This is a genomic window from Roseateles sp. SL47 (assembly GCF_026625885.1).
In the GTDB taxonomy this organism is placed as follows: domain Bacteria; phylum Pseudomonadota; class Gammaproteobacteria; order Burkholderiales; family Burkholderiaceae_C; genus Roseateles.
In genome coordinates, this window is the sequence record NZ_CP113068.1 from 1,221,719 (window position 1) to 1,246,426 (window position 24,708).

Here is a 24,708-nt window from a genome sequence, read left to right on the forward strand (position 1 = left end):
CCACTCTGGCAAACGCGCTATTTTCGCTGATGACGGAGTGTTTTTTCGTCATCCCTTGAGCGTCTGCTCCAGCACATGCAACTGCTGGTTCAACTCGGTGTTCTTCTGCCGCTCGCCGCCGATCTTGCGAACGGCGTGCAGGACAGTGGTGTGGTCCCGCCCGCCAAAGAGCTCACCGATCTCCGGCAGGCTCTTCTGGGTGAGTTCCTTGGCCAGATACATCGCGATCTGCCGGGGGCGGGCGATGCTGGCCGGCCGTTTCTTGGAATACATGTCCGCGACCTTGATCTTGTAGAAGTCGGCCACGGTTTTCTGGATGTTTTCCACCGAAATCTGGCGGTTCTGGATGGAGAGCAGGTCTTTCAGTGCCTCGCGGGCCAGCTGAATGTTGATCTCCTTGTGCGAAAAGCGGCTGTAAGCCAGCACTTTCCGCAGCGCCCCTTCGAGCTCCCGCACGTTGGCGCGCACATTCTTGGCGATGAAGAAGGCCACATCCTCCGGCATGGGGGCACTTTCAGCCTCCGCCTTCTTGATCAGGATGGCCACCCGCATTTCCAGCTCCGGCGGCTCGATGGCCACCGTCAGGCCGGCGTCAAAGCGGCTGGTGAGGCGCTCATCGATGTCCACCAGACCCTTGGGATAGGTGTCGCTGGTCATGATGATGTGGGCGCGCTTGGCCAGCAGGGCCTCGAAGGCGTTGAAGAACTCTTCCTGCGTGCGGTCCTTGCCGGCAAAGAACTGCACATCGTCGATGAGCAGCAGGTCCAGCGAGTGGTACTTGGCTTTCAGCTCGTCGAAGGTCTTGCGCTGGTAGTTCTTCACCACGTCCGAGATGAACTGCTCGGCATGCAGGTACAGCACGCGGGCATCCGGACGGTCCTTGAGCAGGGCATTGCCCACGGCATGGATCAGGTGAGTTTTGCCCAGGCCCACGCCGCCGTAGATGAACAGCGGGTTGTACATCTGGCCCGGCGCGCCGGCCACATGCAGGGCGGCAGTGCGGGCCATCTGGTTCGCACGGCCTGGCACCAGCGTGTCAAACGTGAGGCTGGTGTTGATGCGGTGGCGGGTGGCGCTGGGCGGCAGCGTCTGGGCCGCTCCGGGCGGCGGCGCATTGGCGATCAGGCTGGCGGCGGTGACCGGTTGGGCCGCCTTGGAGGCTGCGGCAGAAGCAGCGGCCGCACGGGCGGCGGGTGTGGCGGAAGCGCCCGATGCGGCCGGCGTGTCGCCCGTAGCACCAGATGCACCCCGAAGGCCGTGCTGCTGCAGCACCTGGCCCATGGATGCCACCGGCGCACTGTTGCGCGGCAGCGGGGCGATGGTCTCGCGCGGTGCCAGCGACAGCTCCAGCCGGGCCGGCTTGCCGGCCAGCTCGCCCAGGATGATCTCGATGCGGTTGGCGTACTGGCTGCGAATCCAGTCCAGCTTGAAGCGGTTGGGCACGCGCAGAGACACCAGAACGGCGTCCTCGCCATTCCCTTCCTGGAGGTGGATCACTTCGGCGGCGGGCAGCGGCCGGATCCAGGTATTGAATTGCTGTTCAGGCAACTCGGTGGCAAGGCGTTCACAGACGCGCTGCCACAAAGTCACCTCAGACACGTCTGCGCTCATTGTGGAAAACTTATTCTTCGAGCGGCCAGATTGTACCGATGAGGGGCCGCGAAGTCTGGGTTATCCACAGAATTTTTGGCAGGGTCAAGATCAGGTAATCCCCCGCACGCGCATACCCGCAGATTGACCGTGCTCCGATTCTTTGCTGTAATCGCGGGTTTTCCGGACGCCTGGACGTATGTCCGTGGGCCTCCAGAATGAGCTTTCAGGCATGCATTCTTGCGGCCAGGTTGTGGCTAGATTGTGGTCAGGTGCTGGTCAGGGGTCGCTCGAAGCACGGCGGCGGGTCCCCCTGACACACTGGGCACACTGGGCACAGTGATCACATCGGTCGTTGTGTCTGGCCAATGTGGCTGGCCAATAGTTCTGACCCATGGGTCTGACCTGCATGAAGTGTTCTACATGAACTGCGCTGCCTGAAGTGCCTGATACCACTGTCGGTGTCCGACAGTACCCACCGTCTAGTCCGACATTTCCGACATTTCGTTAGAGGTTCACCATGAAACGCACCTACCAAGGCTCCAAGACCCGTCGCGCCCGTACCCACGGCTTCCTGGTTCGCATGAAGACCCGCGGTGGCCGCGCCGTCATCGCCGCACGTCGCGCCAAGGGCCGTAAGCGCCTGGCCGTCTGAGGCTGGTCGGGCACCGCCTGATCGTCTCGACACGTCGCGTCTTCTTCAGTCCGACCAAGCCGTGACCGGCCGCATCGTTCGATCGGCCGATTTCGAGCGCGTGCTGGGGACCCCCAGCCGCGCCCGCAGCCCTCACTTCGCCGTTCATCACCTGGCCGCCAGCCCATCGCTGCCGGCACGCCGCCTTCCCAAAGATCCTTCCACAGGTTCATCCACAGGAATGGCGGACTTGTCCACAGGTGATGCGCAGATTCATCCACAGCTTGTGGATGACGCGGTTCCCGACCGACCCGCAGCCGCCTGGCTGGGGTATGTCGTGCCCAAACGCCATGCGCGCAGGGCCGTGACCCGCACCCTGCTGAAGCGGCAAATCCGTCAGGTCTTCGGCACCCTTCCCACCCTGCCTCCGGGCCTTTGGGTGGTGCGCTTGCGCCTGCCGTTTGACCGCAAGCAGTTTCCCAGCGCCTCTTCCGACGCCCTGCGCAGCGCAGCGCGGGCCGAATTGCTGGAGCTGATCCGCAAAATCTCGGCGGCCCAGGCGCGTGCCGGCTGATGCACGGACCCACCCATGACAACACGACCCAGTCTGCCGACCCGTGTGCTCATGGGGCTGGTGCGTGCTTACCAGCTGCTGTTCAGCCCCTGGCTGCGTGCCGGATGCCGGTATTCGCCCAGCTGTTCCAACTACGGTATGCAGGCACTGCGCCAGCATGGGGCTGCCGCCGGCACCTATCTCGCCGCAGCGCGTATCCTGCGCTGCAATCCGTTCTGTCCGGGCGGGCATGATCCCGTGCCTGACAATCCGCCCCGTCTCTTCACCTACCTTGCTCGGCGCAAGGCGGGTCGAGCCTCTTCAACCGCCAATTCAAAAGCTTCCCCATGACTGATATACGCCGCACCATCTTGTGGGTGGTGTTCACCATGTCGCTGGTCCTTCTGTGGGACGGCTGGCAACGGCACAACGGCCATCCTTCGATGTTCGGTCCCGCGCCGGCCAAGACGGCCAGCGCCCCGGGCACCCCCGCGTCCGCCGTTCCTGGCGCGACCCTGCCGGCTTCCGGCGCTTCGGCCCCGGCCGCTGTGGCCGCGGCAGATGCCGCTTCAGCACCGGCACCGGTGAAGAGTGAGCTCGTGACCGTCACCACCGATGTGGTCAAGGCCACGCTGGACACCCGTGGCGGTGCGCTGGTGCGGGTGGAACTGCTCAAGCATGCCGACGACAAGGACCCGAGCGGCCACGTGGTGGTGCTGGACCCGTTGCGGAGTTACAGCGCCCAGACGGCCCTGCGCAATGTGCCGGGGGCGCCCACCCATCAGACGGTCCTGACCCTGGTGGACGGGCCGCGTGAACTCAAGGACGGTGCCGACACCCTGACGGTGCGCCTGGAGTCGCCGCCCATGGGGGGCGTGAAGCTGGCAAAGGTCTACACCTTCAAGCGGGGCGACTACGCCATCGACGTGAAGCATGAGGTGACCAACGTCGGCACGGCCCCGCTGGTGCCGGAGCTGTCGGTGTGGCTGGTGCGTGACGACCATGTGGATCACACCGGCCCGTCGATGGCCCCCAGCTCCTTCACCGGCCCAACGGTCTACACCGATCAGGGCAAGATGCAGAAGGTGCCCTTCGACAAACTCAAGGACAACAAGGCCGACTACGAGCGTCGTGCGGATGATGGCTGGATCGCCATGGTCCAGCACTATTTCGTGAGTGCGTGGCTGCGCAATGAACCGGGTGCCCGGGCCTTTGACGTGAGCGAGTCCCCCAGCAAGCTGGTGACACTGTCCATGGTCACCGCCTTCCCGACCATCGCCCCGGGCGCGACAGGCAAGCTCGAGAACCTGCTCTACGTCGGTCCGCAGGAAGAAAAGCGCCTGGAGCAACTGGCCCCCGGCCTTGAACGCGTCAAGGACTACGGGATGTTCACCATCCTGGCCAAGCCGCTGTTCTGGCTGATGGATCTGCTGCACAAAATCCTGGGCAACTGGGGCTGGGCGATTGTGGGCGTGGTGGTCCTGCTGAAGATTGCCTTCTACGGCCTGAACGCCAAGGCCTACCGCAGCATGGCCAAGATGAAGGCCATCAACCCCCGCATCCAGGAACTGCGCGAGCGTTACAAGGACAAGCCGCAACAGCAGCAGCAGGAAATGATGCGGCTGTATCGCGAAGAGAAGATCAACCCGCTGGGCTCCTGCCTGCCCATCCTGCTGCAGATGCCGGTCTTCCTGGCGCTGTACTGGGTGCTGCTGTCCAGCGTGGAAATGCGCGGTGCGCCGTGGGTCCTTTGGGTGCACGACCTGTCCCGCCCGGATGCCTTTTTCACGGAGCTTTGGCCGACCTGGCTGGGCTGGATGCACGTGCCGCTGGGCCCGCTGCCGCTGCTGATGACGGCCACCAGCCTGCTGCAGGTGTGGCTGAACCCACAGCCCACCGACCCGGTGCAGGCCAAGATGATGTGGATCATGCCGCTGGCCTTCAGCGTGATGTTCTTCTTCTTCCCGGCCGGTCTGACGCTCTACTACTTCGTCAACAACCTGCTGTCCATCGCCCAGCAGTGGATGATCAACAAGCAGCACGGCGTGACGAATTAACGCCAATCGCGACCCACAACGAAGCCTCCGCATGACGGGGGCTTTTTTTCGTCCGCGCGCGGGTGCTTAATTGTTCTGCGGGGTTCGCTTCCCTCGGTCGGGTATCCAGGGAACCGGAGGTGCGTGGTGATGGGGCACGAGCGCCATCACCCGCCCTACCCCGCGCCACTGACGCTGCAGTGGGGTCGGGTCATGCGCCTCGGTGCGCCGCAAAAGCCACCCGTGCGAGACAATCCGCGCATGCTGTCCCGTCACCAGGATCCCATCGCCGCCATCGCCACCGCACCCGGACGCGGCGCTGTGGGCATCGTTCGTGTGTCCTCGCCGCAGGACCTCACCGGCCTGGTCACCGCGATCTGCGGCCGTGCGCTCAAGCCGCGCGAGGCCACCTATCTCCCGTTTCGCAGTGCCCAGGGCGAGGCCATCGACCATGGCCTGGCGCTGCTGTTCCCGGCGCCGCACAGCTACACCGGCGAACATGTGCTGGAGTTGCAGGCGCACGGCGGCCCGGTGGTGTTGCAACTGCTGCTCGCGCGTTGCCTGGAGGCCGATCCGAGCCTGCGCATCCGCCTGGCCGAACCAGGTGAATTCACACGGCGCGCCTTCCTGAACGGCAAGCTGGACCTGGCCCAGGCCGAAGCGGTGGCCGACCTCATCGATGCCAGCACGGAGGCCGCTGCTCGCAGTGCCGGACGTGCCCTGGCCGGTGCCCTCAGTGGCGAGGTGGGCCAGTTGCGGGACGCGCTAATCCAGTTACGCATGCTGGTGGAAGCCACGCTGGACTTCCCGGAAGAGGAGATCGATTTCCTGCAGCAGGCGGATGCCCTGGGCAAACTCGAACGCCTGCTGGCGAGGCTGGATGCGCTGCTGGAGCGCAGCCGCCAGGGCGCCATCCTTCGCGAGGGCATCAAGGTGGTGCTGGCGGGTCAGCCGAATGTGGGCAAGAGTTCGCTGCTGAATGCGCTGGCAGGCGCGGAACTGGCCATCGTCACGCCGATCTCGGGGACGACACGCGACAAGCTCAGCCAGACCATCCAGATCGAAGGGGTGCCGCTGCACATCAGTGACACCGCCGGCCTGCGCGATACCGACGATGAGGTGGAACGCATCGGCGTGGCCCGCAGCTGGGACGCCATCCATGATGCGGATGTGGTGCTGTTCCTGCATGACCTGACCCGTGTCGGTCAGCCGGGCTATGAAAGCGAGGATGCCGAGATCCGCAGCCGTCTGTCGGCCGTGGACCCCGCGCGGATTCTGCAGATCTACAACAAGGCCGATGCCCCTGAGGGTGAAGGCACCGTGGCGGCGGAAGGCGCGTTGCGCCTGTCCGCCAAGACTGGCGCGGGCCTGGATGCGCTGCGGCAGCGACTGTTGCAGCAGGTGGGCTGGCATGCGGTGCCGGAGGGCCTGTTCATTGCCCGCGAGCGTCATGTGCAGGCCCTGCGCCGCACGCGTGAGCATGTGGACCTGGCCCTGCAGCAGGCCGCCCAGGTGCCGGCGGCCGCCCTGGACCTGATGGCCGAAGAGCTCCGGCTGGCGCATGATGCGCTGGGCGAGATCACGGGCGCCTTCACGGCCGACGATCTGCTGGGGGAGATCTTCAGCCGGTTCTGTATCGGGAAGTAGGCCGGGTCCAAGGCGTCCGGGCCATCATCCCCACTTCATCTCCCCCTTCACCACTTTGGCGCCGATCTGCAGCGCGGCCCCCAACCCGGCCGTCGGATAGCGGCGCGTCATGGCGGCAATGAGTGCAGCGCTGTTGGCAGCCTTGGCCTGTTCTTCCTCGAAGGCCAGCAGGTAGTTGCGGGTCTCGTTCACCGCAGCCACATCCAGGCTGCCCGTGGCGGCCATGTGCCCCGGCACCACGACCTTCGGCTTGCGCGCCGCGATGGCTTCCAGCGTCTTGACCCACGCCGCGCGAGCCGCCGCCGTCGGCGTGTCTGCGGTCCAGACGTGCAGGCCCGAGAACACCAGCACGCCACCAAACACCGCTTGCAGTGTGGGCACCCACAGATACCGGCGGTTCTCCAGCCCCTGCGCGCTGACGATCTCGATCGTGTGTCCCTCCAGAGTCAACGATGGCCCGTCGAACGCCTCTGGCAGCACCACATCCGCCAGGGTCTGAGGGCCGTTCTCCTTGAGCTGCGGCCCCCAGACCGCCAGCTTCTTCTCGACATTGCCCTTGATCGCCGCGATCGTGGCCGACGCGGCGATGACCTTGGCCGAGGGGAATGCCGCTTTGATCGGACCCAGACTGAAGTAGTAGTCCGGGTCGCTCTGGCTCACATAGATCGTGGTCAGCGTCTTGCCCGAGGCCTTGATCGCCTCGGCCACCGCGCGTCCATCCGGCAGCGAGAAACCGCCGTCGATGAGGATGGCGTCCTTCGCGCCTGAGAGCAGCACCGGAGCCCGGAAGAAGCCGTTGTCACCGGCCGGGAAGTGCCGCCATTGCAACGGGGCGGCGGCGACAGCCGTGGTGCTGAGCGCCGGAAGAGTCACGGCGGAAGCTGCAGCAGTGACCGCTGCAGTTTGAAGGAAGTCGCGTCGCTTGATCATGACGAGGTGTTGCCTGTTGGGTAGGGAACGCTCATCGTAGGAAGATGTGATTGACAGATAAATGACGATGAAATAGACACGCTGTATGCAAAAAGCAAACAGTCTCGATGACGCCAGCCTGCACAACCTGGCCAATCTGAAGCGCTTGGCCTACTTTGCGGCGGTGGTGGAAACCGGCACGTTCACGGCGGCTGCAGAGCGCCTGGGCATCACCAAAGCGGTGGTGAGCCAGCAGGTCGCACGGCTGGAGAAAGACTTCCACACCACCCTGCTGACGCGGACCACCCGCCGGGTCGTGCCTACGGACGCGGGCAAAGCCTTCTACCAGCGCTGCGCGCTGATCCTGAAGGAGGCCGGTGAAGCCTTTGATGAGTTGGGAGAGGTCGCGGCCGAGCCAGCGGGCACGCTTCGCCTGACGGCGCCGCTGGATTACGGGCTGAGCGCGGTGGTTCCGGCCGTGGTCGAGTTCAGCAAGCGATTCCCCCAGTGCAAGGTGGACGCCGCGCTGAGTGATCAATCCATGGACTTGCTCTCAGGTCAGGTGGAGCTGGCCATCCGCGTTGGATGGTTGACGGAGCAACATCTTCAGGCTCGCCAGATCGGAACGTTCAGGCAGCTGTTGGTGGCCGCACCGGGCTGGGCACGGCAGGTCCGCGCATTGAAGCGTCCGGCGGAGATCGGCGCCTTGCCCTTCGTCGCCAATGCAGCCTTGCGTGACCCCTTGCACTGGCGCTTCTCCCGCAGTGGCAGCGGGCGGGACCTTCAACCAGACGAAGTGACGGTCCACCCGTCCATCTTCCTGAACGCGACCCTGGCTGTGCGCGAGGCCGTCTGCATGGGCGCAGGCTTGTCGGTCCTGCCGGATTACGCGGTCCGGTCTGATCTCGCCGAGGGGCGGCTGATCCCGGTGTTGCCCGAATGGCATCTGCCTTCCGGTGGCATTCACGCCGTGTTCCCGACCGCGCGCTTTCGCCCTGCCAAGGTCAGGACCTTCGTCGAAGTATTGACGGAATTTCACGGCGGACTGGCACCGCCGCAGACGACTCAGTGACCCTGAAAATCGACCAGCGCAAACACCGGCAGGCCCTGCTCGCGGATCTTTGCCGAGCCCCCCAGCTCCGGCAGGTCCACAATCACCGCCCCTTCGATCACCGTGGCGCCGAGCCGCTCCAGCAAGCGCTTGCCGGCGAGCATCGTGCCGCCGGTGGCGATCAGGTCGTCAATGAGCAGCACCCGGTCCCCGGGCTTCACCGCATCGGTGTGCATCTCCACCGTCGCGCTGCCATATTCCAGCTCGTAGGTTTCCTGCACGGTGGTGAACGGCAGCTTGCCTTTTTTGCGGATTGGCACAAAACCGATGTTGAGTTCATAGGCCAGCACCGAGCCAATGATGAACCCGCGCGCATCCAGGCCGGCGACGACGTCGGGACGACTGTCGAAGTAGCGGTGTACGAACTGGTCGATCAACACGCGGAACGCACGTGGGTTGGCGAGCAGCGGGGTGATGTCCCGAAACTGCACCCCTGGTTCCGGCCAGTCAGGCACGGTTCGGATCTGCTGCTTGAGGAAGGCGATGGCGTCTTGCATGGCGGGATTGTCGCGCCTAGGCCAACTGCTGGCAGATCAACCGCGCACGACCGCCCTGCTTGGCGTCATACAGCGCACGGTCTGCGGCTTCGATCAGCCGCTGCGGCGGCGTGCCGGTGTCGGGCACACAGGCGGCCACGCCGATCGACAGGCTGACCGAGCGCCGCACCGGTGAGCCCTCATGCTCGATGGCGGCAAGCCGCACGCTGTCCAGGCACCGCTGGGCCACCACCTGCGCGCCCGCCAGGTCGGTGTCCACCAGCAGCATCGCAAATTCTTCCCCGCCATAGCGGCACACCGCCTCGCTGCCCCGCCCGACACAGCTGCGCAGCAGCGTGGCCACCCGGCGCAGGCAGTCATCCCCGGTCACGTGACCATAGCGGTCGTTGTATTGCTTGAAGTGGTCAATGTCCACCATCACCAGAGCGAGCGGCCGGCCGGACCGGGTGCCCCGCTGCCATTCCTGCTGCAGCAACTGGTCAAAGAGCCGGCGATTGCCCACGCCGGTCAGGCCATCGGTGGTGGATTGCCTCGCCAGCAACTCATTGGCGCGTTTGAGGCGCTCCTCCTGGCGATGGCGCTCAGTGAAGTCGGTGACGATGCAGACATAGAGGTGGATGGTGTCGGTACGCACTTCCGCCACGGTGAGCTGCAGCGCCAGCCGTTCACCGCTGCGGTGACGCGCGCTGAATTCCCGCGGCGTGCCCAGCAGATCCTGCGGATGCATCAGATCTCCCGTGCTGCCAAACAGCATGCCGATGTGCACCCCCTGCAGCTCGGAAGCGCTGAAGCCGAACAGCTGCTCGGTGCTGGGGTTGACCTCCAGCACATGGCCGCCAGAGTCCAGTGTGAGGATGCCGTTGCCGGCCGCCTCGATGGTGGCCTTGAGCTGGGCACGGCTGGCCGCCAGGCTTTGCTGTTCATGGATCAGGTCGGTGACTTCCATGCGCACACCGACGATCCCGCCCGACGGAGTGCGGCATTCGAAGATGCGCAGCCACATGTCGTCATGCACCCTTTGCAGCAACGGTGCGGTCTGGCGGCCGCGTGCGTCCTTGCGCTCTTGCAGCCACTCGTCTTCCCGGCCCCGGGCCTCCGGGATGCCCCCGCGCTCCAGCGATTCCCGCACCAGGTCTTCGAAGCTCGCCTTGCGCTGGAAGGCCCGCAGCATGTGCGGGTAGATTTCCACCAGACGGCGGTTGTAGGCGACCAGCCGGTCGTCCTGATCAAAGATCTCCACGCTGGCGGGCAGGGCGTCGATGGCCTCTTCCAGCGTGCGCTGGGCCTTGCGCGCCCGCGCCTGCGCCCGGGACAGCCCCCCCATCACGCTCACCGCCAGCAGCACAGTGAAGGCCAGCGCGGCAAAGCCCAGCCACGGCACCACAGGAGCCCAGCCCGGCGAGTCCGGCAGCCCGCCCAGTGACACCATGAGAATCGCCGCCTGCAGCCCCACCAGCAGCGCAAATGCGAGCAGGGGCCAGAGGCGGGCTTCAGCGAGTCGGGTCATCACGAGCTGGGGGCGGCGGAAGGGTGCGGGCATCCTATCCACCCCGCGAACAGGCCGATACGCCCCCGACGGGGGACTTCTGCAACGGGGTGTTGCATCACCCCCACCAGCGTCCCCGATTCAGCGGACGTCTCGTTCAGCTACCTCGTGTGATCGGCATGTCCACGCCGCTGCTGGGCAGCTTCATGTGGCGCGCCAGTTCCAGTTTGGCCAGCGAATTGCGGTGCACCTCATCCGGGCCATCGGCGAAGCGCAGCGTCCGTTGGCCGGCCCACATGTAGGCCAGCGGCGTGTCCTGGCTGACACCCATGCCGCCGTAGACCTGCATGGCCCAGTCGATGACCTTCAGCGCCATGCTGGGGGCGACGATCTTGATCATCGCAATCTCGGCCTTGGCCACCTTGTTGCCCACCGTGTCCATCATGTAGGCCGCCTTGAGCGTCAGCAGGCGGGCCTGCTCGATGCTGCAGCGGGCCTCGGCGATGCGCTCCTGGGTGACCGTCTGCTGGGCGATGGTCTTGCCGAAGGCGGTGCGCGCAATCGCCCGCTGGCACATCAGCTCCAGCGCCCGCTCGGCTGCGCCAATGGACCGCATGCAGTGGTGGATGCGGCCCGGCCCCAGGCGGCCCTGCGCGATCTCGAAACCTCGGCCTTCGCCCAACAGGATGTTGTCCACCGGGACACGCACATTCCGAAGTTCGATCTCCATGTGCCCATGCGGCGCATCGTCATAACCGAACACGCTCAGATGGCGCTTCACCGTGATCCCCGGGGTGTCTGCCGGCACCAGCACCATCGACTGCTGTTCATGCCGACCCGCTTCCGGGTTGGTCTTGCCCATGACGATGTAGAGCGCACAGCGCGGATCACCCGCTCCGGACGACCACCACTTGGTGCCATTGATGACGTAGTGGTCCCCATCGCGGTCGATGCGGCACTGGATGTTGGTGGCGTCGGACGAGGCCACGTCCGGCTCCGTCATCAGGAAGGCGGAACGGATCTCGCCCCGCAGCAGCGGTTCCAGCCAGCGGTCCTTCAGCCCTTCGGTCGCGTAACGCTCCAGGGTTTCCATGTTGCCGGTGTCCGGCGCCGAGCAGTTGAACACCTCCGGCGCCCAATACACCCGCCCCATGATCTCGCACAGCGGCGCATATTCCAGGTTGGACAGGCCCTCCGGGGCCCGGGCCGACCGGGGCAGGAACAGGTTCCACAAGCCGGCCGCGCGGGCCTTGGGTTTGAGTTCCTCGATCACGCGGGTGGGCACCCAGGCATTGCCGGCCCGGCGGTTGGTGTCCACTTCCTCGTGATAACGCTTTTCGCTCGGGTAGATGTGCTGGTCAAAAAACGCCAGCAGGCGTTCCCGCAACTGCTCAACTTTGGGGCTGTAGTCGAAATTCATGGATCCTCCCGAAGGCAGGGCGCTCAGGCGCGCTGTTGACGGTAGCGCAGGTACTGGGCAAACAGCGCTTCCATGGTGGTGGACCGCTCATCCGCATGCAGCGGATGCAACGGAGCGAAATTGCTGACACGCAGCAGCCAGTCCGCCGGGCCTTCGCCCATGTCCAGGACATTGATGCAGGCGGGTGACTGCACCCAACTGCCCAGCATCAACCGCTGGCCGCCGCTGACGGCATGAGAGAGCAGCGCGGCATTCACCACGCCATGCAGCACCAGCAGCGCACAGTCCCAATCCGGATCGGCGCGCAGGCGGGCGACCCCACCCAGCACCCGGTCCAGCAGTTCGCCGACGCTTTCGCCGTTGAGAAAACGCTGCTGCTCGGCCACCGGGCTGCGTTGCAGGCCGGTGAAGGCCGCGATCAGGTCGGCATCGGCAATCTCACCCAGGCGCCCGCCGCGGATCTCCTGCCATTCCGGCCAGACCTGGGCTTGAAGTTGGGAAAGACCGGCGTGCTTCAGCACCAGGTCCGCCGTCTGGACCGTGCGGGGCAGGCCGGACACGATGACGCGATCAAAACGGACATTGGCCGAAGCAAAGGCCTGCCCGGCCGCACACGCCTGCGCCACACCTTCGGCATTGAGCTGCACCTGTTCCGGCAGGACCGGGCGTCCGGTGGCGCCATCGAAATACGTGACCGCCCCGTGGCGCATCAGGTAGATGCGGCGGCGGTTCGGGCTGCGGGGCAACATGTCCAACATAGTTGGGGCAGTGTGGCGCATTGCCGGGCCCGTTTCTGTCGCGCAGGCGGCAACCCGGAGCGCTGAACGGGGATTCCGCCGTGGGACACGTCACGGACGCACGGTGCTGCCGCGCCGCGCCACCGTGGGCAGTGACGCCTGCGTGACAGACGCCCAAGTGCCGAACGCCGCTCAGCCCACCAGCAGCCCGTGTTCCGCGCGGGCGAGGGCTTCGGGCGTCCCGGAGATCACCAGAGTGTCCCCGCTGCGCAGCACCAGGTTGTTGTCGGCATTGAGCACCGAGCCATTGCTGCGTTTCACTGAAATGACGGTCACGCCCCAGCCCGCCGTGGCAATCTCGCCCAGCGGACGCCCATGCAGCGCACTGGCGGAGGGCAGCGAGATGGACTGCAGCCGGGCCTGGTCCCGGTCTTCGCCCGTGTCGTCGTCCAGCCCGTGGAAGTAGCCGCGCAGCAGGCCATAGCGTCGGTCCCGTGCGTCGCGGGCAATGCGCAGCACCCGCCGCATCGGCACGCCCACCAGCGCCAGCGCATGGCTGGCCAGCATCAGCGAGCCTTCAATCGCCTCCGGCACCACCTCGGTGGCTCCGGCGGCGCGCAGCTTTTCCAGGTCGGTGTCGTCGATGGTGCGTACCACCACCGGTACCTGCGGCGCATGGCTGCGCACTTCATGCAGCACCTTCAAGGCGGACGGGGTGTCGTGATAGCTGATGACCAACGCGCTGGCCCGCGAGAGGCCGGCCGCGATGAGGCTGGGCAAGCGCGCCGCATCGCCGAACACCACGCTCTGACCCGCGGCGGCGGCCTGCCGCACCCGGTCCGGGTCCAGGTCCAGCGCCATGTAGGGAATGTTTTCAGCTTCCAGCAATCGGGCCAGGTTCTGGCCGCTGCGCCCGTAGCCGCAGATGATGACGTGGGCGTCGGTCTTGATGGCTTTTTTGGCAATGCTGGTCAGTTGCACCGACTGCAGCAGCCAGTCGCTGGCCGACAGCTTCATGACGATACGGTCGCTGTATTCGATCAGCAGCGGCGTCATCAGCATGGACATCACCATGGCCGCCAGCACCGGGCTGACCCACTGCGCGGCAATCAGGTTGTGCTGGGCGCCCAGCGTCAGCAGCACAAAGCCGAATTCACCCGCCTGCGCCAGATACAAGCCGGTGCGCAGCGCGGCGCCGGTGGGGGCGCGGAACAGCTTGGCCAGGCCGGCCACCAGCACGAATTTGGCCAAGGTGGGCACCAGCGTCAGCACGATCACCAGCGGCCATTGATAGACCAGCGTCTGCCAGTCCAGCCGCATGCCGATGGTGATGAAGAACAGGCCCAGCAGCACATCGTGGAAGGGGCGTATGTCGGTTTCCACCTGATGGCGGTATTCGGTTTCCGCGATCAGCATGCCCGCCACAAACGCGCCCAGCGCCAGCGACAGGCCGGCACGCTCGGTCAGCCAGGCCAGGCCCAGCGTGACGAGCAGCAGGTTGAGCATGAAGAGCTCCTGGCTCTTGCGCCGCGCCACCAGGGTGAGCCAGCGCCGCATCACATGCTGCCCGCCCGTGAGCAACAGGGCCAGCAGGGCCACCGCCTTGAGGCCCGCCCAGCCGAGTGACTGGGCCATGGCGGTGCCGCTGCCGCCCAGGGCCGGGATCAGCACCAGCAGCGGCACGACCGCCAGGTCCTGGAAGAGCAGCACGCCGATCACGCGTCGCCCATGTTCACTTTCCAGTTCCAGCCGTTCCGCCATCAGCTTCACCACAATGGCGGTGGAACTCATGGCCATGGCGGCCCCCAGCACCAGCGCGCCCTGCCAGCTCAGGTCCCAGTGGTGGCCCGCCACAGCGAAGGCCCAGACCAGGAACCAGTGACCCAGCATGGTGCCGCCCACGGTGATGACCACCTGCAGCAAGCCCAGCCCGAACACCAGCGAGCGCATGCTGTGCAGCTTGGGCAGGTTGAATTCCAGCCCGATGGCAAACATCAGGAAGACCACGCCGAACTCGGCCAGGTGCTGCACGCCAGTCACATCACTGGCCAGCGACAGCGCATTGGGGCCGATCACCACCCCCACCACGAGATAACCGAGGATGGGGGGCAGCTTGAGCGAACGGCAGACCACCACGCCCAGGACAGCGGCGATGAGGTAGACGAGGGTCAGATCCAGGGCGGTGAACATGCACCCGATGGTACTGGGCGCCTTGGCAAGCTCGTCCGCAAATCGGCAAGGTTTCACGCTGGATCGCCCTCTGTGGGCGCGCGGGTGTGGCGCACGTCGCCTCCAGCCGACACCATGACGGAGGTTCTGCCTGCGCGTCCCCCCTTCCGGATGCCTGGTTCACCCCCCGCTGGAGACTGGCGTTCGTCACGTCGCAGCGGCAAACTTGTGGGCTTATGCATCGGGCGCATGCCCGCATGTGCAAGCGGCTTTGCCGGACGTGGCGAACCGGTGAGGCTTCAGGGTACCGTTCGCGCCACCGAAAAGTTACGGAGCATTTCATGCCCAATCTGTCTTTCGTTTCTCCCACGCGCAACAGTCCCTGGGGTACGTATCTGTCCCAGATCGACGCCGTCGAGCCCTACCTGGGCAAGCTGGCCCGCTGGGTGGAAACGCTGCGTCGCCCCAAGCGCGCGCTGATCGTGGACATCCCCATCGAACTGGACAACGGCACCATCACCCACTTCGAGGGCTACCGTGTGCAGCACAGCCTCACCCGCGGTCCCGGCAAGGGCGGCGTGCGTTACCACCCGGATGTCACGCTGGAAGAAGTGATGGCCCTGTCGGCCTGGATGACGGTCAAGAACGCTGCGGTGAACCTGCCCTATGGCGGCGCCAAGGGCGGTATTCGCCTGGATCCCAAGCTGCTGTCGCTCAAGGAACTGGAGAAGGTGACCCGCCGCTACACCAGCGAGATCGGCATCATCATCGGCCCGACGCAGGACATCCCGGCCCCTGACGTGAACACCAACGGCCAGATCATGGCCTGGATGATGGACACGTATTCGATGAACGTCGGCGCCACCGCGACCGGCGTGGTCACCGGCAAGCCGATCCCGCTGGGCGGTTCGTTGGGCCGCGTGGCCGCGACCGGCCGCGGCGTGTTCGTGGTGGGGCGTGAAGCCATGCGCCGCCTGGGCGTGGAGATGGACGGCGCCCGCGTGGCCGTGCAGGGCTTCGGCAATGTGGGCTCGGTGGCCGCCAAGATGTTTGCCGCCAATGGCGCCAAGGTCGTGGCCGTGCAAGACCACACGGGCACCATCCTGAACGAGCAGGGCCTGGACATGACCAGCCTGCTGGACCACGTGGCCCAGACCGGCGGCGTGGGCGGCTTCAAGGGCGCGGACCGTATCGAGAACGAGCAGTTCTGGGATGTGAAGTCCGACGTGCTGATTCCGGCTGCGCTGGAAGGTCAGATCACCGCCGAGCGCGCCAAGCGCGTCCAGACCCGTGTGGTGCTGGAAGGCGCCAACGGCCCGACGACGCCGGATGGCGACGCCGTGCTGGCGGACCGCGGCATCATCGTGGTGCCGGACGTGATTGCCAATGCCGGTGGCGTGACGGTGTCCTACTTCGAATGGGTGCAGGACTTCTCGTCCTTCTTCTGGACGGAAGACGAGATCAATGTGCGTCTGGACAAGATCCTGATCGGTGCCTTCAAGGGCATCTGGGAGACGTCCGAACAGCACAAGATCCCGCTGCGGACGGCCGCCTTCACGGTGGCCTGCACACGCGTGCTGCAAGCCCGCGAAGAGCGGGGACTGTATCCTTGACTCTCCCCCCTACCGCCTGACGGCGGCCCCCCCACCGGGGGGCGAGCCCGATGGACCGGCGGAGCCGGATCCATGGGCTCCGCTGGAGGGGCCCGGCCCGTGGGGCGGGCTGGCTGGGGCCTGGGTGGATGAGAAAGAAGGGCTTCCTTGGGGAGCCCTTTTTGATTTATGAGAGGTGGATGGGGTGGGGGGGACGGGTCCAGGTGGCGGGCAGGCCGTCGAGGACCTTGGCAGGGTCGAGGCTGCGCAGGGGAACGGTTGGGTCGGCAGGGATGCGGTTTTGCGCCATCAGGGCCATGTAGCGAAGGGCGGAGACACGCAAAAATGATGAGAAGTTGCCGACCGCGCCCCGCGCTTGCACCAGTTCGTCGTACAGCCGCGTGATGAGCTGCGTGACCGACAGACCATCACGGGCCGCAATCTCTTCCAGCACCTCCCAATGAAGGTTCTCAAGACGGATGCTGGTGACCACACCATGCAGACGAACAGAACGGGTGCGGGATTCGTAACTCTGCGGATCCGCGCTGATGAAGACCTGACACATGGGAACCCCCGTGGCTGCATGGCGGCCCAGCTGCCGCTGCAGCCATTGTGCGCGCCACCCGGAATCAGGTCGAGATGCGGGTGCCCAGCACCACCAGGAACTGGGCGATCCAGGCCGGGTGCGCCGGCCAGGCGGGTGCCGTCACCAGCGTGCCGTCCGTGACCGCCTGGTCCACCGGAATGTCGGCGTAACTGGCACCGGCCAGTTCCACCTCCGCCGCACAGGCCGGATAGGCCGACACCCGCTTGCCGCGGATCACACCCGCCGCCGCCAGCAGCTGGGCACCGTGGCAGATGGCTGCGATCGGCTTGCCCGCCTGCGAGAAGTGCTGCACCAGGGGCAGCACGCCCGGCAGCGTCCGCAGGTATTCCGGCGCACGGCCCCCGGGAATCACCAGACCGTCGTAGCTCTTGGCATCGACGTCGTCAAAGGTGGCATTCAGAGTGAATCGGTGCCCCGGCTTTTCCGAGTAGGTCTGCGCACCCTCGAAGTCGTGGATCGCCGTCAGGACATGGTCCCCAGCCTTTTTGCCAGGGCACACCGCATGCACCTGGTGGCCGACCGCCAGCAAGGCCTGGAACGGCACCATGATCTCGTAGTCCTCGACATAGTCGCCAGCCAGCAATAGAAGCTTCTTGCCCATGGGATGTCTCCAGAATCGAAAGGGAAGTCCGATTCTGGGAAGCAAGCGACCACGGTGGGTAGTAGCGGGTTACGTCGGGTCCGGCGATGTCGGGGCCGTGAAGGTCCGATCCGCTTGCTGCCGCTGCACGCTTATCGACCAGGCCCGGCGGCCCAGGCCGACCCATCCACCGTTCGCCAACCCCACCGTCACCGCCCAGCAGATCCAGGCCGTCCACAGGGTGTGGCTGGGGTAGTGCGCGCCGCGCGCCATCTGGGCCATCCCATAGCAGAAGCCCAGGATCAGCACCCCCATCAGCGCCATGCCCGCCTGGCGCGGATAGGCCCGGCGCAGCATGAAGAACAGGCTGAAGAAGGCAAAGGCCGAGCTGGCATGGCCCGACGGGAAGCAGTGCCCCGGGCCGCCGTCCGCAACGCCCAGCCGCCAGTGGGAGATGTAGCGGGCCGTGCCGCCGAATTCGGCCAGGTCCCAGGGGCAACTGGTGGTGCTGCCCTGCTTGATCAAGGGAATGAGGATGAGGCAGACCGCCGTGGTGGCAACCGCGAGCCACCGCTCCCGGCGGCTCAGCCCCGGCCACAGCGGACGCACCGCATTGACCAGCAGCATCACCACCAGCCCGGTGGCCAGCCACCGGCCGCCCTGGTGCATCACGCCGGACGTCAACCAATGGTTGCGCCAGGTAAAGCCCTGGGCATCTCCAAACCATCGCACCACCGCCAGGTCCAGCCCCAGCCCGTCCCAGGCCAGCACCGCCAGCAGCCCCAGCAGCACCGTCCAGGTGCCGCCCGAGAGTCGCGGGAGCCACCGGGGGCCCGCCAGCGTGGTGGTGGCCGCATGCAGGGAGGGGGAGGTCGCGGTTGGGTCCGACAATTCGGTCAGGAGGATCGGCTTCATGGCGACATGAGTGGGCGCGTCCCCGCTGAAGCGTTCCTGAAGTGAACCTGAAGTCTTGCTGAAGCTGGCCCCCGTTCCGGGGGAAGCGGCCATTGCCGTGACATCCGCATGGGGCCGATTCGCCGGTCGGACAGGACGGTGGCGCCAGCCTGTTATCGTTTCACCCGAACCGACCGAATCCGATCCGCCCGCGCCCATACCTGCCACGATGCGACTGCTCCTGCTCGAAGATGACGAACTGCTGGGCAGTGGCCTGCGTGATTTCCTGGTCTCCGAAGGCCATGAGGTCACCTGGGCCACCCGGCTCTCGGACCTGCTGCCCCGTCAGTACGAGGATGCGGAGGCGCTCTTGGTGGACTGGCAACTGCCGGACGGCTCGGGCCTGGACTGGTTGCGGTCGCTTCGCCAGCGCGGCGTCGCCACCCCGGCCCTGATGCTCACGGCCCGGGACCTGCTCGCCGACCGGCTGCAGGGCCTGGACAGCGGCGCCGATGACTATCTGGTCAAGCCCTTTGCGCCGGAGGAACTGGCGGCCCGCTTGCGGGCGGTCAGCCGCCGCCACATGGGGGCCAGCAGTTCCCAGCGCCAATATGGTGACGTCTGGCTGGACCTGGCCGCCAAGCGGGCACGGCGCGACGGCCTGCCGGTGGAACTCACCGCCCGCGAATGGGCCGTACTGGAAGCCCTGGCCCAGCGGGCCGGGCGGCTCTACCCCAAACATGAGCTGGAACTGCGCGTGCTCGGCAACGACGCGGAAGTGCAGAGCAATGCCCTGGAAGTGCATGTGTCCAGCCTGCGTCGCAAGCTGGGCCGCAACCTGATCGAAACGGTACGCGGCATGGGCTACCGGTTGGGCGCATGAGCACCGCGCCGGCCCGCAAACCGTCGATCGCCGGCCGTCTGGCGCGCCAGCTGCTGCTGATTTCCGTCTTCTGGGCGCTGGTGGCCGGGGTGTCGGTCTGGGTGGTGGTGCAGGAGGAGGTGGACGAGCTGCTGGACGAAACGCTGCAGGCCTCGTCCCAGGTGCTGGGCCAGTTGCTGCGCCAGAGCAATGCGCTGCTGACTTCGGAGGTGGCCGACTCTGATGACCTGAGTACCCACTTCGCCTGGCAGCTTGTGTCCGCCGAGGGTGAACTGCTGCATCGCTCGCCACTGGCCCCCACCAAGGCCTGGCAGTTGCCCCCCGGTTTCAGCGACTGGAAGGACGACGGCAGTGATGGGGATGACTGGCGTGTGCATGTCCGCCCCCTCAAATCCGCCGCTGGCTCGGCCTGGCTGATGGTGGCCCAGACCACGGCGGAGCGGCGCGAGGTGCGCTCCCGCGTCGGCATGGCCAGCGCCTTGTCTGCCCTGCTGGTGGGCAGCCTGTGCATGATCTGGCTGAACCGGCGCGCCCGTCAGGAGCTGGAGCCGTTGGCCCGCCTGAGCGAGGCCCTGGGGCAGTACGACCCGCTGGACAGCCGCCAGAGCCTGCCGGAGCAGTCCCGGCGGGAGCTGGGCGACATCCGCTCCGCCGTGCTGGACCTGGGCCAGCGCCTGGCCCAGCGGGTGGCCAATGAACGGGCCTTCAGCGCGCATGCGGCGCATGCCTTGCGCACGCCGCTGGCCGGCATGGACACCCAGCTGGCCATGGCCCTGCGGGAAGCGCCGGAAGCCCAGCGTGAGCGCCTGCAGCGCACCCGCGAGGCGGCCGACCGTCTGCGCCGGGTGGTGACGGCGCTGCTGACCTTGTTCCGCAGCGGCATGAGCCTGCAGTGGCAGGCGCTGGATCTGGCCGCGCTGATGGACCACCTGCCGCTGCCCCAGCAACTGGAACTGGATCTGCCGGCCGAACCCTGGGTGCAGGGAGACCCGGATCTGCTGGCGGCCGCCCTGATCAATCTGCTGGACAACGCCTGGCGCCACCGCGCCACCCGTCTGCAGTTGCGGTTGCGGGAGGTGCCCGGTGGCGGCACGGTGATCGAGCTGGAGGACAACGGCAGTGGCGTGCCCGAGTGGCGCCGCGAAGATCTCAATGACGCGCTGGAGCGCCAGCAATACGAAGGCCGCATGGGCCTGGGCCTGATGATGGCGGATCTGGTCGCCCGCGCCCATGGCGGTGATCTGCGCCTGCTGCCGGTGGCCCAGGGATTTGCCGTGGCCCTGCGCCTGGGGCCCCCGCCCCCGTAGCCCGTAGCCCGGGGCCCCTGGCCGCCGTCGCCCCGATCCCTCCCCATCCCGCCGCAGCTACACTGCCGCCTGTATGACGACGCAAGCTGTTCTCACCCATTCCCGCGCCCTTGAAGTGGCGCGCCAGGCTCTCAAGGTCGAATCCGATGCGCTGCTGGCGCTGGGCCCTCGCCTGGGAGAATCGTTTGAACAGGTGGTGCAGCTCATCCTGTCCAGCAGCGGCCGGGTGGCGGTGATGGGCATGGGCAAGAGCGGCCATGTGGGGCGCAAGATCGCCGCCACCCTGTCGTCCACCGGCACCCCTTCCCTTTTTGTGCATCCGGCCGAAGCCAGTCATGGCGACCTCGGCATGGTCACGCCGGCGGACATCGTGCTGGCCCTGTCCAATTCCGGCGAGAGCGATGAGCTCAACGCCATCATCCCGACGCTCAAGCGCCAGGGCGTCAAGCTGATTGCCATGACGGGCCGCCCGGAGTCCTCCCTGGCCCGGCATGCGGACCATGTGCTGGATTCCCGGGTGGACCAGGAAGCCTGCCCGCTGAACCTGGCCCCCACGGCCAGCACCACCGCGCAGATCGCCCTGGGTGATGCGCTGGCAGTGGCCCTGCTGGACGCTCGCGGCTTCCGCGCAGAAGACTTTGCCCGTTCCCATCCCGGCGGCGCCCTGGGCCGCAAGCTGCTGACCCATGTCCGCGACCTGATGCGCAGTGGCGACGCCCTGCCCCGGGTCAAGGCCGACCTGAGCCTGCTGGAGATGATGCGGGTGATGTCGGCCAAGGGCCTGGGCTGCGCCATCCTGGTGGACGACCAGGACCGGGCGGCCGGCATCTTCACCGACGGCGACCTGCGCCGCCTGATCGAACGCGGCGCGGACCTGCGGGGCCTGACGGCCCGTGAAGTGATGCACAACAGCCCCCGCACCGTGTCGGCCGATGCGCTGGCGGTGGAAGCGGCCGACCTGATGGAGTCCGCCCGCATCACCCTGGTGCTGGCGGTCGACGACGACCAGCGCCTGCTGGGCGCCATCAGCATCAATGATCTGATGCGCGCGAAGGTGATCTGATGACGGTGGTGCGAGAACTCCGGCCCGCGCTCCAGTTTGCGCCCGAGCTGCTGCTGCAGGCGCAGGGCCCGGCCACCGGCCTCAAGGCCGCCATTTTTGATGTGGACGGGGTGCTTACCGATGGCCGCATCTACATCAGTGAACGCGGCGAGGATTTCAAGGCCTTCTCCACGCTGGACGGCCACGGCCTGAAGCTGCTGGCGCAGGGCGGCATTCTGCCGATCGTGGTGACCGGCCGGGATTCCCCGGCGGTGCGGCGCCGGGTGGCGGATCTGGGGCTGACACATGCGGTCTACGGTGCCAAGGACAAGCTGGCCGCCGCCCAACCCGTGCTGGACTCGCTGGGCGTGCGCTGGGACGAAGTGGCGGTCATCGGTGATGACTGGCCCGACCTGCCGCTGATGGTGCGGGCCGGCTTTGCCTGCGCACCCGCCCAGGCCCACGCCGAAACCAAGGCGGCAGCCCATTACGTGACCCAGGCGCAAGGCGGCCATGGCGCCGCCCGCGAGTTCTGTGACCTGCTGCTGATGGCGGCTGGCCAGTACGCCCGGTTGCTGCACGGCCATCTGGACACCCTGGACGGGGGCGCACACTGATGGCGGCTCTGGCTCCGCCGCCCGTGGGACCCCGTCGCCGGGTGCAACCCCTGCTGTGGCGTCTGCAATCCTTCCTGGCCAGCTATGTGCCACTGCTGCTGATGGCCGCCCTGGCGGGCTTCACCTGGTGGCTGATCAAGAGCACGCCGCAGCTGGAAGCCCCGCGCGAGAAGGCCGCACCCCGGCATGTGCCGGACTACCGCATGCAGGGCTTTGAGCTGGAGCGCTTCAGCAGCGATGGCCGGCTGCTGGCCCGCATCCTCGGGCATGAGTTGCGCCACTATCCGGACAACGACACCATCGAAATCGACCAGCCCGAACTGCGCGCCTATGGTGACAAGGGTGAGCTGCTGATTGCCCAGGCCAAGCGGGGCCTGTCCAACGGCGACGGCAGTGAAGTGCAGTTGCTGGGCGATGTGAAACTGCACCGATATCCCTCCGGCGACCCCGCTGCGGTGACCGATCTGGAGCTGTATGGGGAGTTCCTGCATGTCTTCGTGCCGGAGCAGAAGATGCGTTCCCACCTGCCCGCGCGGGTGGTGGGCCTGGGCGGTGAGATGCAGGTGCGCAGCTTTGAATACAGCAATCTCAGCGGCTTGCTGACCTTCAGTGGCGGAGGCAAGGCGCAGTTCAGCGCACAACCGGCCGGTGCCCCTGCCGCGCCCGCAGCCCCCCCCGCCTCGACTCCAGCTTCCAGTGGCGCAGCGGCTTCCAGCCCCTCGGCTGCCGTCAAAACCCGTCGCTGACCTTCCGGCCCTGAGCTCAGGGATTCACATGCCACGTCTTGTCTACATCACCGGTGCTTCCAGCGGCATCGGCCAGGCGCTTGCGCTGCAGTACTACCAACAGGGATGGTCACTGGCCCTGGTGGCGCGCCGCGTGGAGGAACTGACCGCCTGGGCGCAGGCCCAGCAGCTGGATCCTGCCCGTTGGCGGGTGTACCGCGCGGATGTGAGCGACATCGCCGACATCACCGCCACCGGCCACCGTTGCATCGCCGAGCAGGGCCTGCCCGACGTCGTGATTGCCAACGCCGGCATCAGCATCGGTGTGGACACCGCCATCGAAGCGGATCTGGCGGTGATGCAGCGCATCTATGCCACCAACAACATCGGCATGGCGGCCACCTTCCAGCCCTTCCTCACGCCGATGCGTCAGCGGCGTAGCGGGACCCTGGTGGGCATTGCCAGCGTCGCGGGGGTGCGGGGCCTGCCCGGGCATGGCGCCTATTGCTCCAGCAAGGCGGCGGTGTTTGCCTACTGCGAAAGCCTGCGGGGGGAGTGCCGGCCGGACGGGGTGCAGGTCGTCACCATCGCGCCGGGTTATATCGACACGCCGCTGACCCGCAAGAACCGCTACCGCATGCCTTTCCTGATGCAGCCCGAAGCCTTTGCACAGCGGGCTTTTGATGCCATCCAGCGCGGTGCGCGGGTGCGCTTCATTCCCTGGCAGATGGGCGTGGTCGCCCGTGTGATGCATGTGCTGCCGGGGGCCGTGTTGGACCGCCTGCTCGCCGGCCGTCCGCGCAAGCACCGAGAGAGCGAATAAGGCCTGGACACCCGTCCCGGCGAGACAGTAAAAAAGGCACTCCGAGGAGTGCCTTTTTGCTGGAGGGCCGAAGCCCTTCCGGATCCTGTGGATCAGTAGCCGCCGCTGCCGCCACCGTAGCCGCCACGGCTACCGCCGCCGCCGCCACCGCCGTAGCCGCCGCCACCGCCGTAGCTGCCACGGCCACCGCTGCCGCCGCCACCACCGTAGCCGCCGCGGCCACCGCCGCCACCACCACCGTAGCCGCCGCCACCGCCGCCGCCGCCGAAGCCGCCACGGCTACCGCCGCCGCCGCCACCGAAGCCGCCACGGCTGCCGCCGCCGCCGCCGCCGAAGCCGCCCGGACGCTCTTCGCGCGGACGAGCCACATTCACCACCACGGCGCGGCCGTCGATGGCTTGACCGTTCATGCCGTTGATGGCGGTTTGCGCCTCGGCATCAGAGGCCATTTCCACAAAGCCGAAGCCCTTGGAACGACCGGTCTCGCGGTCCATCATGACCTTCGCAGACGTGACGGTACCAAATTGCGAGAATGCCTCCTGGAGCGTCTCATCTCGCACGCTGTAAGCGAGGTTGCCCACGTATAGCTTGTTTCCCATGGGGAAGCCCTTTCAAAAACCAAATAACCCAATGTGCTGCTTCAACCCATCGTGAACCACTCATACGAAGGCGCTGCATTCAGGCCGTCTGATTATGTGTGACAGGATTGGCGATTCGCAACGCGTCAACCGTGATGTTGTTTTTCGGCTTCTGCGAACAAACCCCGAGCAGGCGCCAAGAACACCCAACCTTCTCTTTGACGAAGTTTTAACACGGCAAGCGGGGTTCCCGATTGGCCGGTTTTTGCAA

At 66.5% G+C, this 24,708-nt stretch carries 24 protein-coding genes; 13 read left to right on the forward strand and 11 right to left on the reverse strand.

Annotated features, from left to right (window positions below; genetic code table 11):
- Window positions 1–48: 48 nt before the first annotated feature.
- Complete coding sequence (gene dnaA / locus OU995_RS05350) at window positions 49–1,599, reverse strand: chromosomal replication initiator protein DnaA (RefSeq protein WP_420714814.1); 1,551 nt, start codon at window positions 1,597–1,599, stop codon at window positions 49–51.
- A 511-nt stretch (window positions 1,600–2,110) separates the two neighbouring features.
- Here dnaA and rpmH point away from each other — a divergent pair.
- The 5 genes from rpmH to mnmE all read left to right on the forward strand — a co-directional run bounded on the left by rpmH (window position 2,111) and on the right by mnmE (window position 6,460).
- Window positions 2,111–2,245: a 50S ribosomal protein L34 gene (gene rpmH, locus OU995_RS05355; protein WP_058937081.1), complete on the forward strand. Its 135-nt coding sequence runs from the start codon at window positions 2,111–2,113 to the stop codon at window positions 2,243–2,245.
- A 229-nt stretch (window positions 2,246–2,474) separates the two neighbouring features.
- Window positions 2,475–2,798: a ribonuclease P protein component gene (locus tag OU995_RS05360; protein ID WP_324288709.1), complete on the forward strand. Its 324-nt coding sequence runs from the start codon at window positions 2,475–2,477 to the stop codon at window positions 2,796–2,798.
- Between the two features lie 15 nt (window positions 2,799–2,813).
- Window positions 2,814–3,128, forward strand: a complete 315-nt coding sequence (gene yidD, locus OU995_RS05365) for a membrane protein insertion efficiency factor YidD (RefSeq protein ID WP_267834491.1) — start codon at window positions 2,814–2,816, stop codon at window positions 3,126–3,128.
- Window positions 3,125–4,834, forward strand: a complete 1,710-nt coding sequence (gene yidC, locus OU995_RS05370; protein WP_267834493.1) for a membrane protein insertase YidC — start codon at window positions 3,125–3,127, stop codon at window positions 4,832–4,834. Before yidD ends, yidC begins: the two co-directional genes overlap by 4 nt.
- A 240-nt stretch (window positions 4,835–5,074) precedes the next feature.
- Complete coding sequence (mnmE, locus tag OU995_RS05375) at window positions 5,075–6,460, forward strand: tRNA uridine-5-carboxymethylaminomethyl(34) synthesis GTPase MnmE (protein WP_267834495.1); 1,386 nt, start codon at window positions 5,075–5,077, stop codon at window positions 6,458–6,460.
- A gap of 24 nt (window positions 6,461–6,484) precedes the next feature.
- Here the strand turns inward: mnmE and OU995_RS05380 are convergent, their stop codons facing one another.
- Window positions 6,485–7,390, reverse strand: a complete 906-nt coding sequence (locus OU995_RS05380; protein WP_267834496.1) for an MBL fold metallo-hydrolase — start codon at window positions 7,388–7,390, stop codon at window positions 6,485–6,487.
- Window positions 7,391–7,475: 85 nt separating this feature from the next.
- Here OU995_RS05380 and OU995_RS05385 point away from each other — a divergent pair, with 85 nt between their 5' ends.
- Window positions 7,476–8,441, forward strand: a complete 966-nt coding sequence (locus OU995_RS05385; RefSeq protein ID WP_267834497.1) for a LysR family transcriptional regulator — start codon at window positions 7,476–7,478, stop codon at window positions 8,439–8,441.
- On the opposite strand, the gene OU995_RS05390 is transcribed toward OU995_RS05385, so the two are convergent.
- The 5 genes from OU995_RS05390 to OU995_RS05410 form a co-directional block, all read right to left on the reverse strand.
- A complete protein-coding gene (locus OU995_RS05390) occupies window positions 8,435–8,977 on the reverse strand; it encodes an adenine phosphoribosyltransferase (protein WP_058937076.1) in 543 nt (180 codons plus the stop codon). The genes OU995_RS05385 and OU995_RS05390 overlap by 7 nt on opposite strands.
- A gap of 16 nt (window positions 8,978–8,993) precedes the next feature.
- Window positions 8,994–10,484 (reverse strand): sensor domain-containing diguanylate cyclase, encoded by a 1,491-nt coding sequence (locus OU995_RS05395; protein WP_267834498.1) that lies wholly within the window; start codon window positions 10,482–10,484, stop codon window positions 8,994–8,996.
- A 136-nt stretch (window positions 10,485–10,620) separates the two neighbouring features.
- On the reverse strand, window positions 10,621–11,883 hold the full coding sequence (locus OU995_RS05400; RefSeq protein WP_267834499.1) for an acyl-CoA dehydrogenase family protein: 1,263 nt from the start codon (window positions 11,881–11,883) through the stop codon (window positions 10,621–10,623).
- 23 nt (window positions 11,884–11,906) lie between these two features.
- Window positions 11,907–12,632, reverse strand: a complete 726-nt coding sequence (locus OU995_RS05405; protein WP_267834500.1) for a histidine phosphatase family protein — start codon at window positions 12,630–12,632, stop codon at window positions 11,907–11,909.
- A 180-nt stretch (window positions 12,633–12,812) separates the two neighbouring features.
- Complete coding sequence (locus OU995_RS05410) at window positions 12,813–14,810, reverse strand: monovalent cation:proton antiporter family protein (protein ID WP_267834501.1); 1,998 nt, start codon at window positions 14,808–14,810, stop codon at window positions 12,813–12,815.
- 320 nt (window positions 14,811–15,130) lie between these two features.
- Between OU995_RS05410 and OU995_RS05415 the strand changes: the two genes are divergently transcribed.
- Window positions 15,131–16,402 carry a Glu/Leu/Phe/Val family dehydrogenase gene (locus OU995_RS05415; protein WP_267834502.1) on the forward strand — a complete coding sequence of 424 codons (1,272 nt, stop codon included), beginning with the start codon at window positions 15,131–15,133 and terminating at the stop codon, window positions 16,400–16,402.
- Between the two features lie 166 nt (window positions 16,403–16,568).
- Here the strand turns inward: OU995_RS05415 and OU995_RS05420 are convergent, their stop codons facing one another.
- The 3 genes from OU995_RS05420 to OU995_RS05430 all read right to left on the reverse strand — a co-directional run bounded on the left by OU995_RS05420 (window position 16,569) and on the right by OU995_RS05430 (window position 18,483).
- The gene (locus tag OU995_RS05420) at window positions 16,569–16,946 is read right to left on the reverse strand and encodes a ribbon-helix-helix domain-containing protein (protein WP_267834505.1); all 378 of its coding nucleotides are present in this window, start codon (window positions 16,944–16,946) and stop codon (window positions 16,569–16,571) included.
- 64 nt (window positions 16,947–17,010) lie between these two features.
- Entirely contained in the window at window positions 17,011–17,589 is a 579-nt protein-coding gene (locus tag OU995_RS05425; RefSeq protein ID WP_267834506.1) for a DJ-1/PfpI family protein, read from the reverse strand.
- Between the two features lie 69 nt (window positions 17,590–17,658).
- The gene (locus OU995_RS05430; protein ID WP_267834507.1) at window positions 17,659–18,483 is read right to left on the reverse strand and encodes a phosphatase PAP2 family protein; all 825 of its coding nucleotides are present in this window, start codon (window positions 18,481–18,483) and stop codon (window positions 17,659–17,661) included.
- A 208-nt stretch (window positions 18,484–18,691) separates the two neighbouring features.
- Between OU995_RS05430 and OU995_RS05435 the strand changes: the two genes are divergently transcribed.
- The 6 genes from OU995_RS05435 (at window position 18,692) to OU995_RS05460 (ending at window position 23,859) form a co-directional block, all read left to right on the forward strand.
- Window positions 18,692–19,345, forward strand: coding sequence for a response regulator transcription factor (locus OU995_RS05435; protein ID WP_267834508.1), 654 nt, complete (start codon window positions 18,692–18,694; stop codon window positions 19,343–19,345).
- The gene (locus tag OU995_RS05440; RefSeq protein ID WP_267834509.1) at window positions 19,342–20,652 is read left to right on the forward strand and encodes a sensor histidine kinase; all 1,311 of its coding nucleotides are present in this window, start codon (window positions 19,342–19,344) and stop codon (window positions 20,650–20,652) included. The genes OU995_RS05435 and OU995_RS05440 overlap by 4 nt, the downstream gene beginning before the upstream one ends.
- A gap of 73 nt (window positions 20,653–20,725) precedes the next feature.
- Window positions 20,726–21,715, forward strand: coding sequence for a KpsF/GutQ family sugar-phosphate isomerase (locus OU995_RS05445; RefSeq protein WP_267834510.1), 990 nt, complete (start codon window positions 20,726–20,728; stop codon window positions 21,713–21,715).
- Window positions 21,715–22,311, forward strand: coding sequence for a KdsC family phosphatase (locus OU995_RS05450; protein ID WP_267834511.1), 597 nt, complete (start codon window positions 21,715–21,717; stop codon window positions 22,309–22,311). The genes OU995_RS05445 and OU995_RS05450 overlap by 1 nt, the downstream gene beginning before the upstream one ends.
- 23 nt (window positions 22,312–22,334) lie before the next feature.
- Window positions 22,335–23,057 (forward strand): LPS export ABC transporter periplasmic protein LptC, encoded by a 723-nt coding sequence (gene lptC / locus OU995_RS05455; RefSeq protein ID WP_267834512.1) that lies wholly within the window; start codon window positions 22,335–22,337, stop codon window positions 23,055–23,057.
- Window positions 23,058–23,085: 28 nt separating this feature from the next.
- Window positions 23,086–23,859: an SDR family oxidoreductase gene (locus tag OU995_RS05460; protein WP_267834513.1), complete on the forward strand. Its 774-nt coding sequence runs from the start codon at window positions 23,086–23,088 to the stop codon at window positions 23,857–23,859.
- A 92-nt stretch (window positions 23,860–23,951) separates the two neighbouring features.
- On the opposite strand, the gene OU995_RS05465 is transcribed toward OU995_RS05460, so the two are convergent.
- On the reverse strand, window positions 23,952–24,458 hold the full coding sequence (locus OU995_RS05465) for an RNA recognition motif domain-containing protein (protein WP_267834514.1): 507 nt from the start codon (window positions 24,456–24,458) through the stop codon (window positions 23,952–23,954).
- Window positions 24,459–24,708 lie beyond the last annotated feature (250 nt).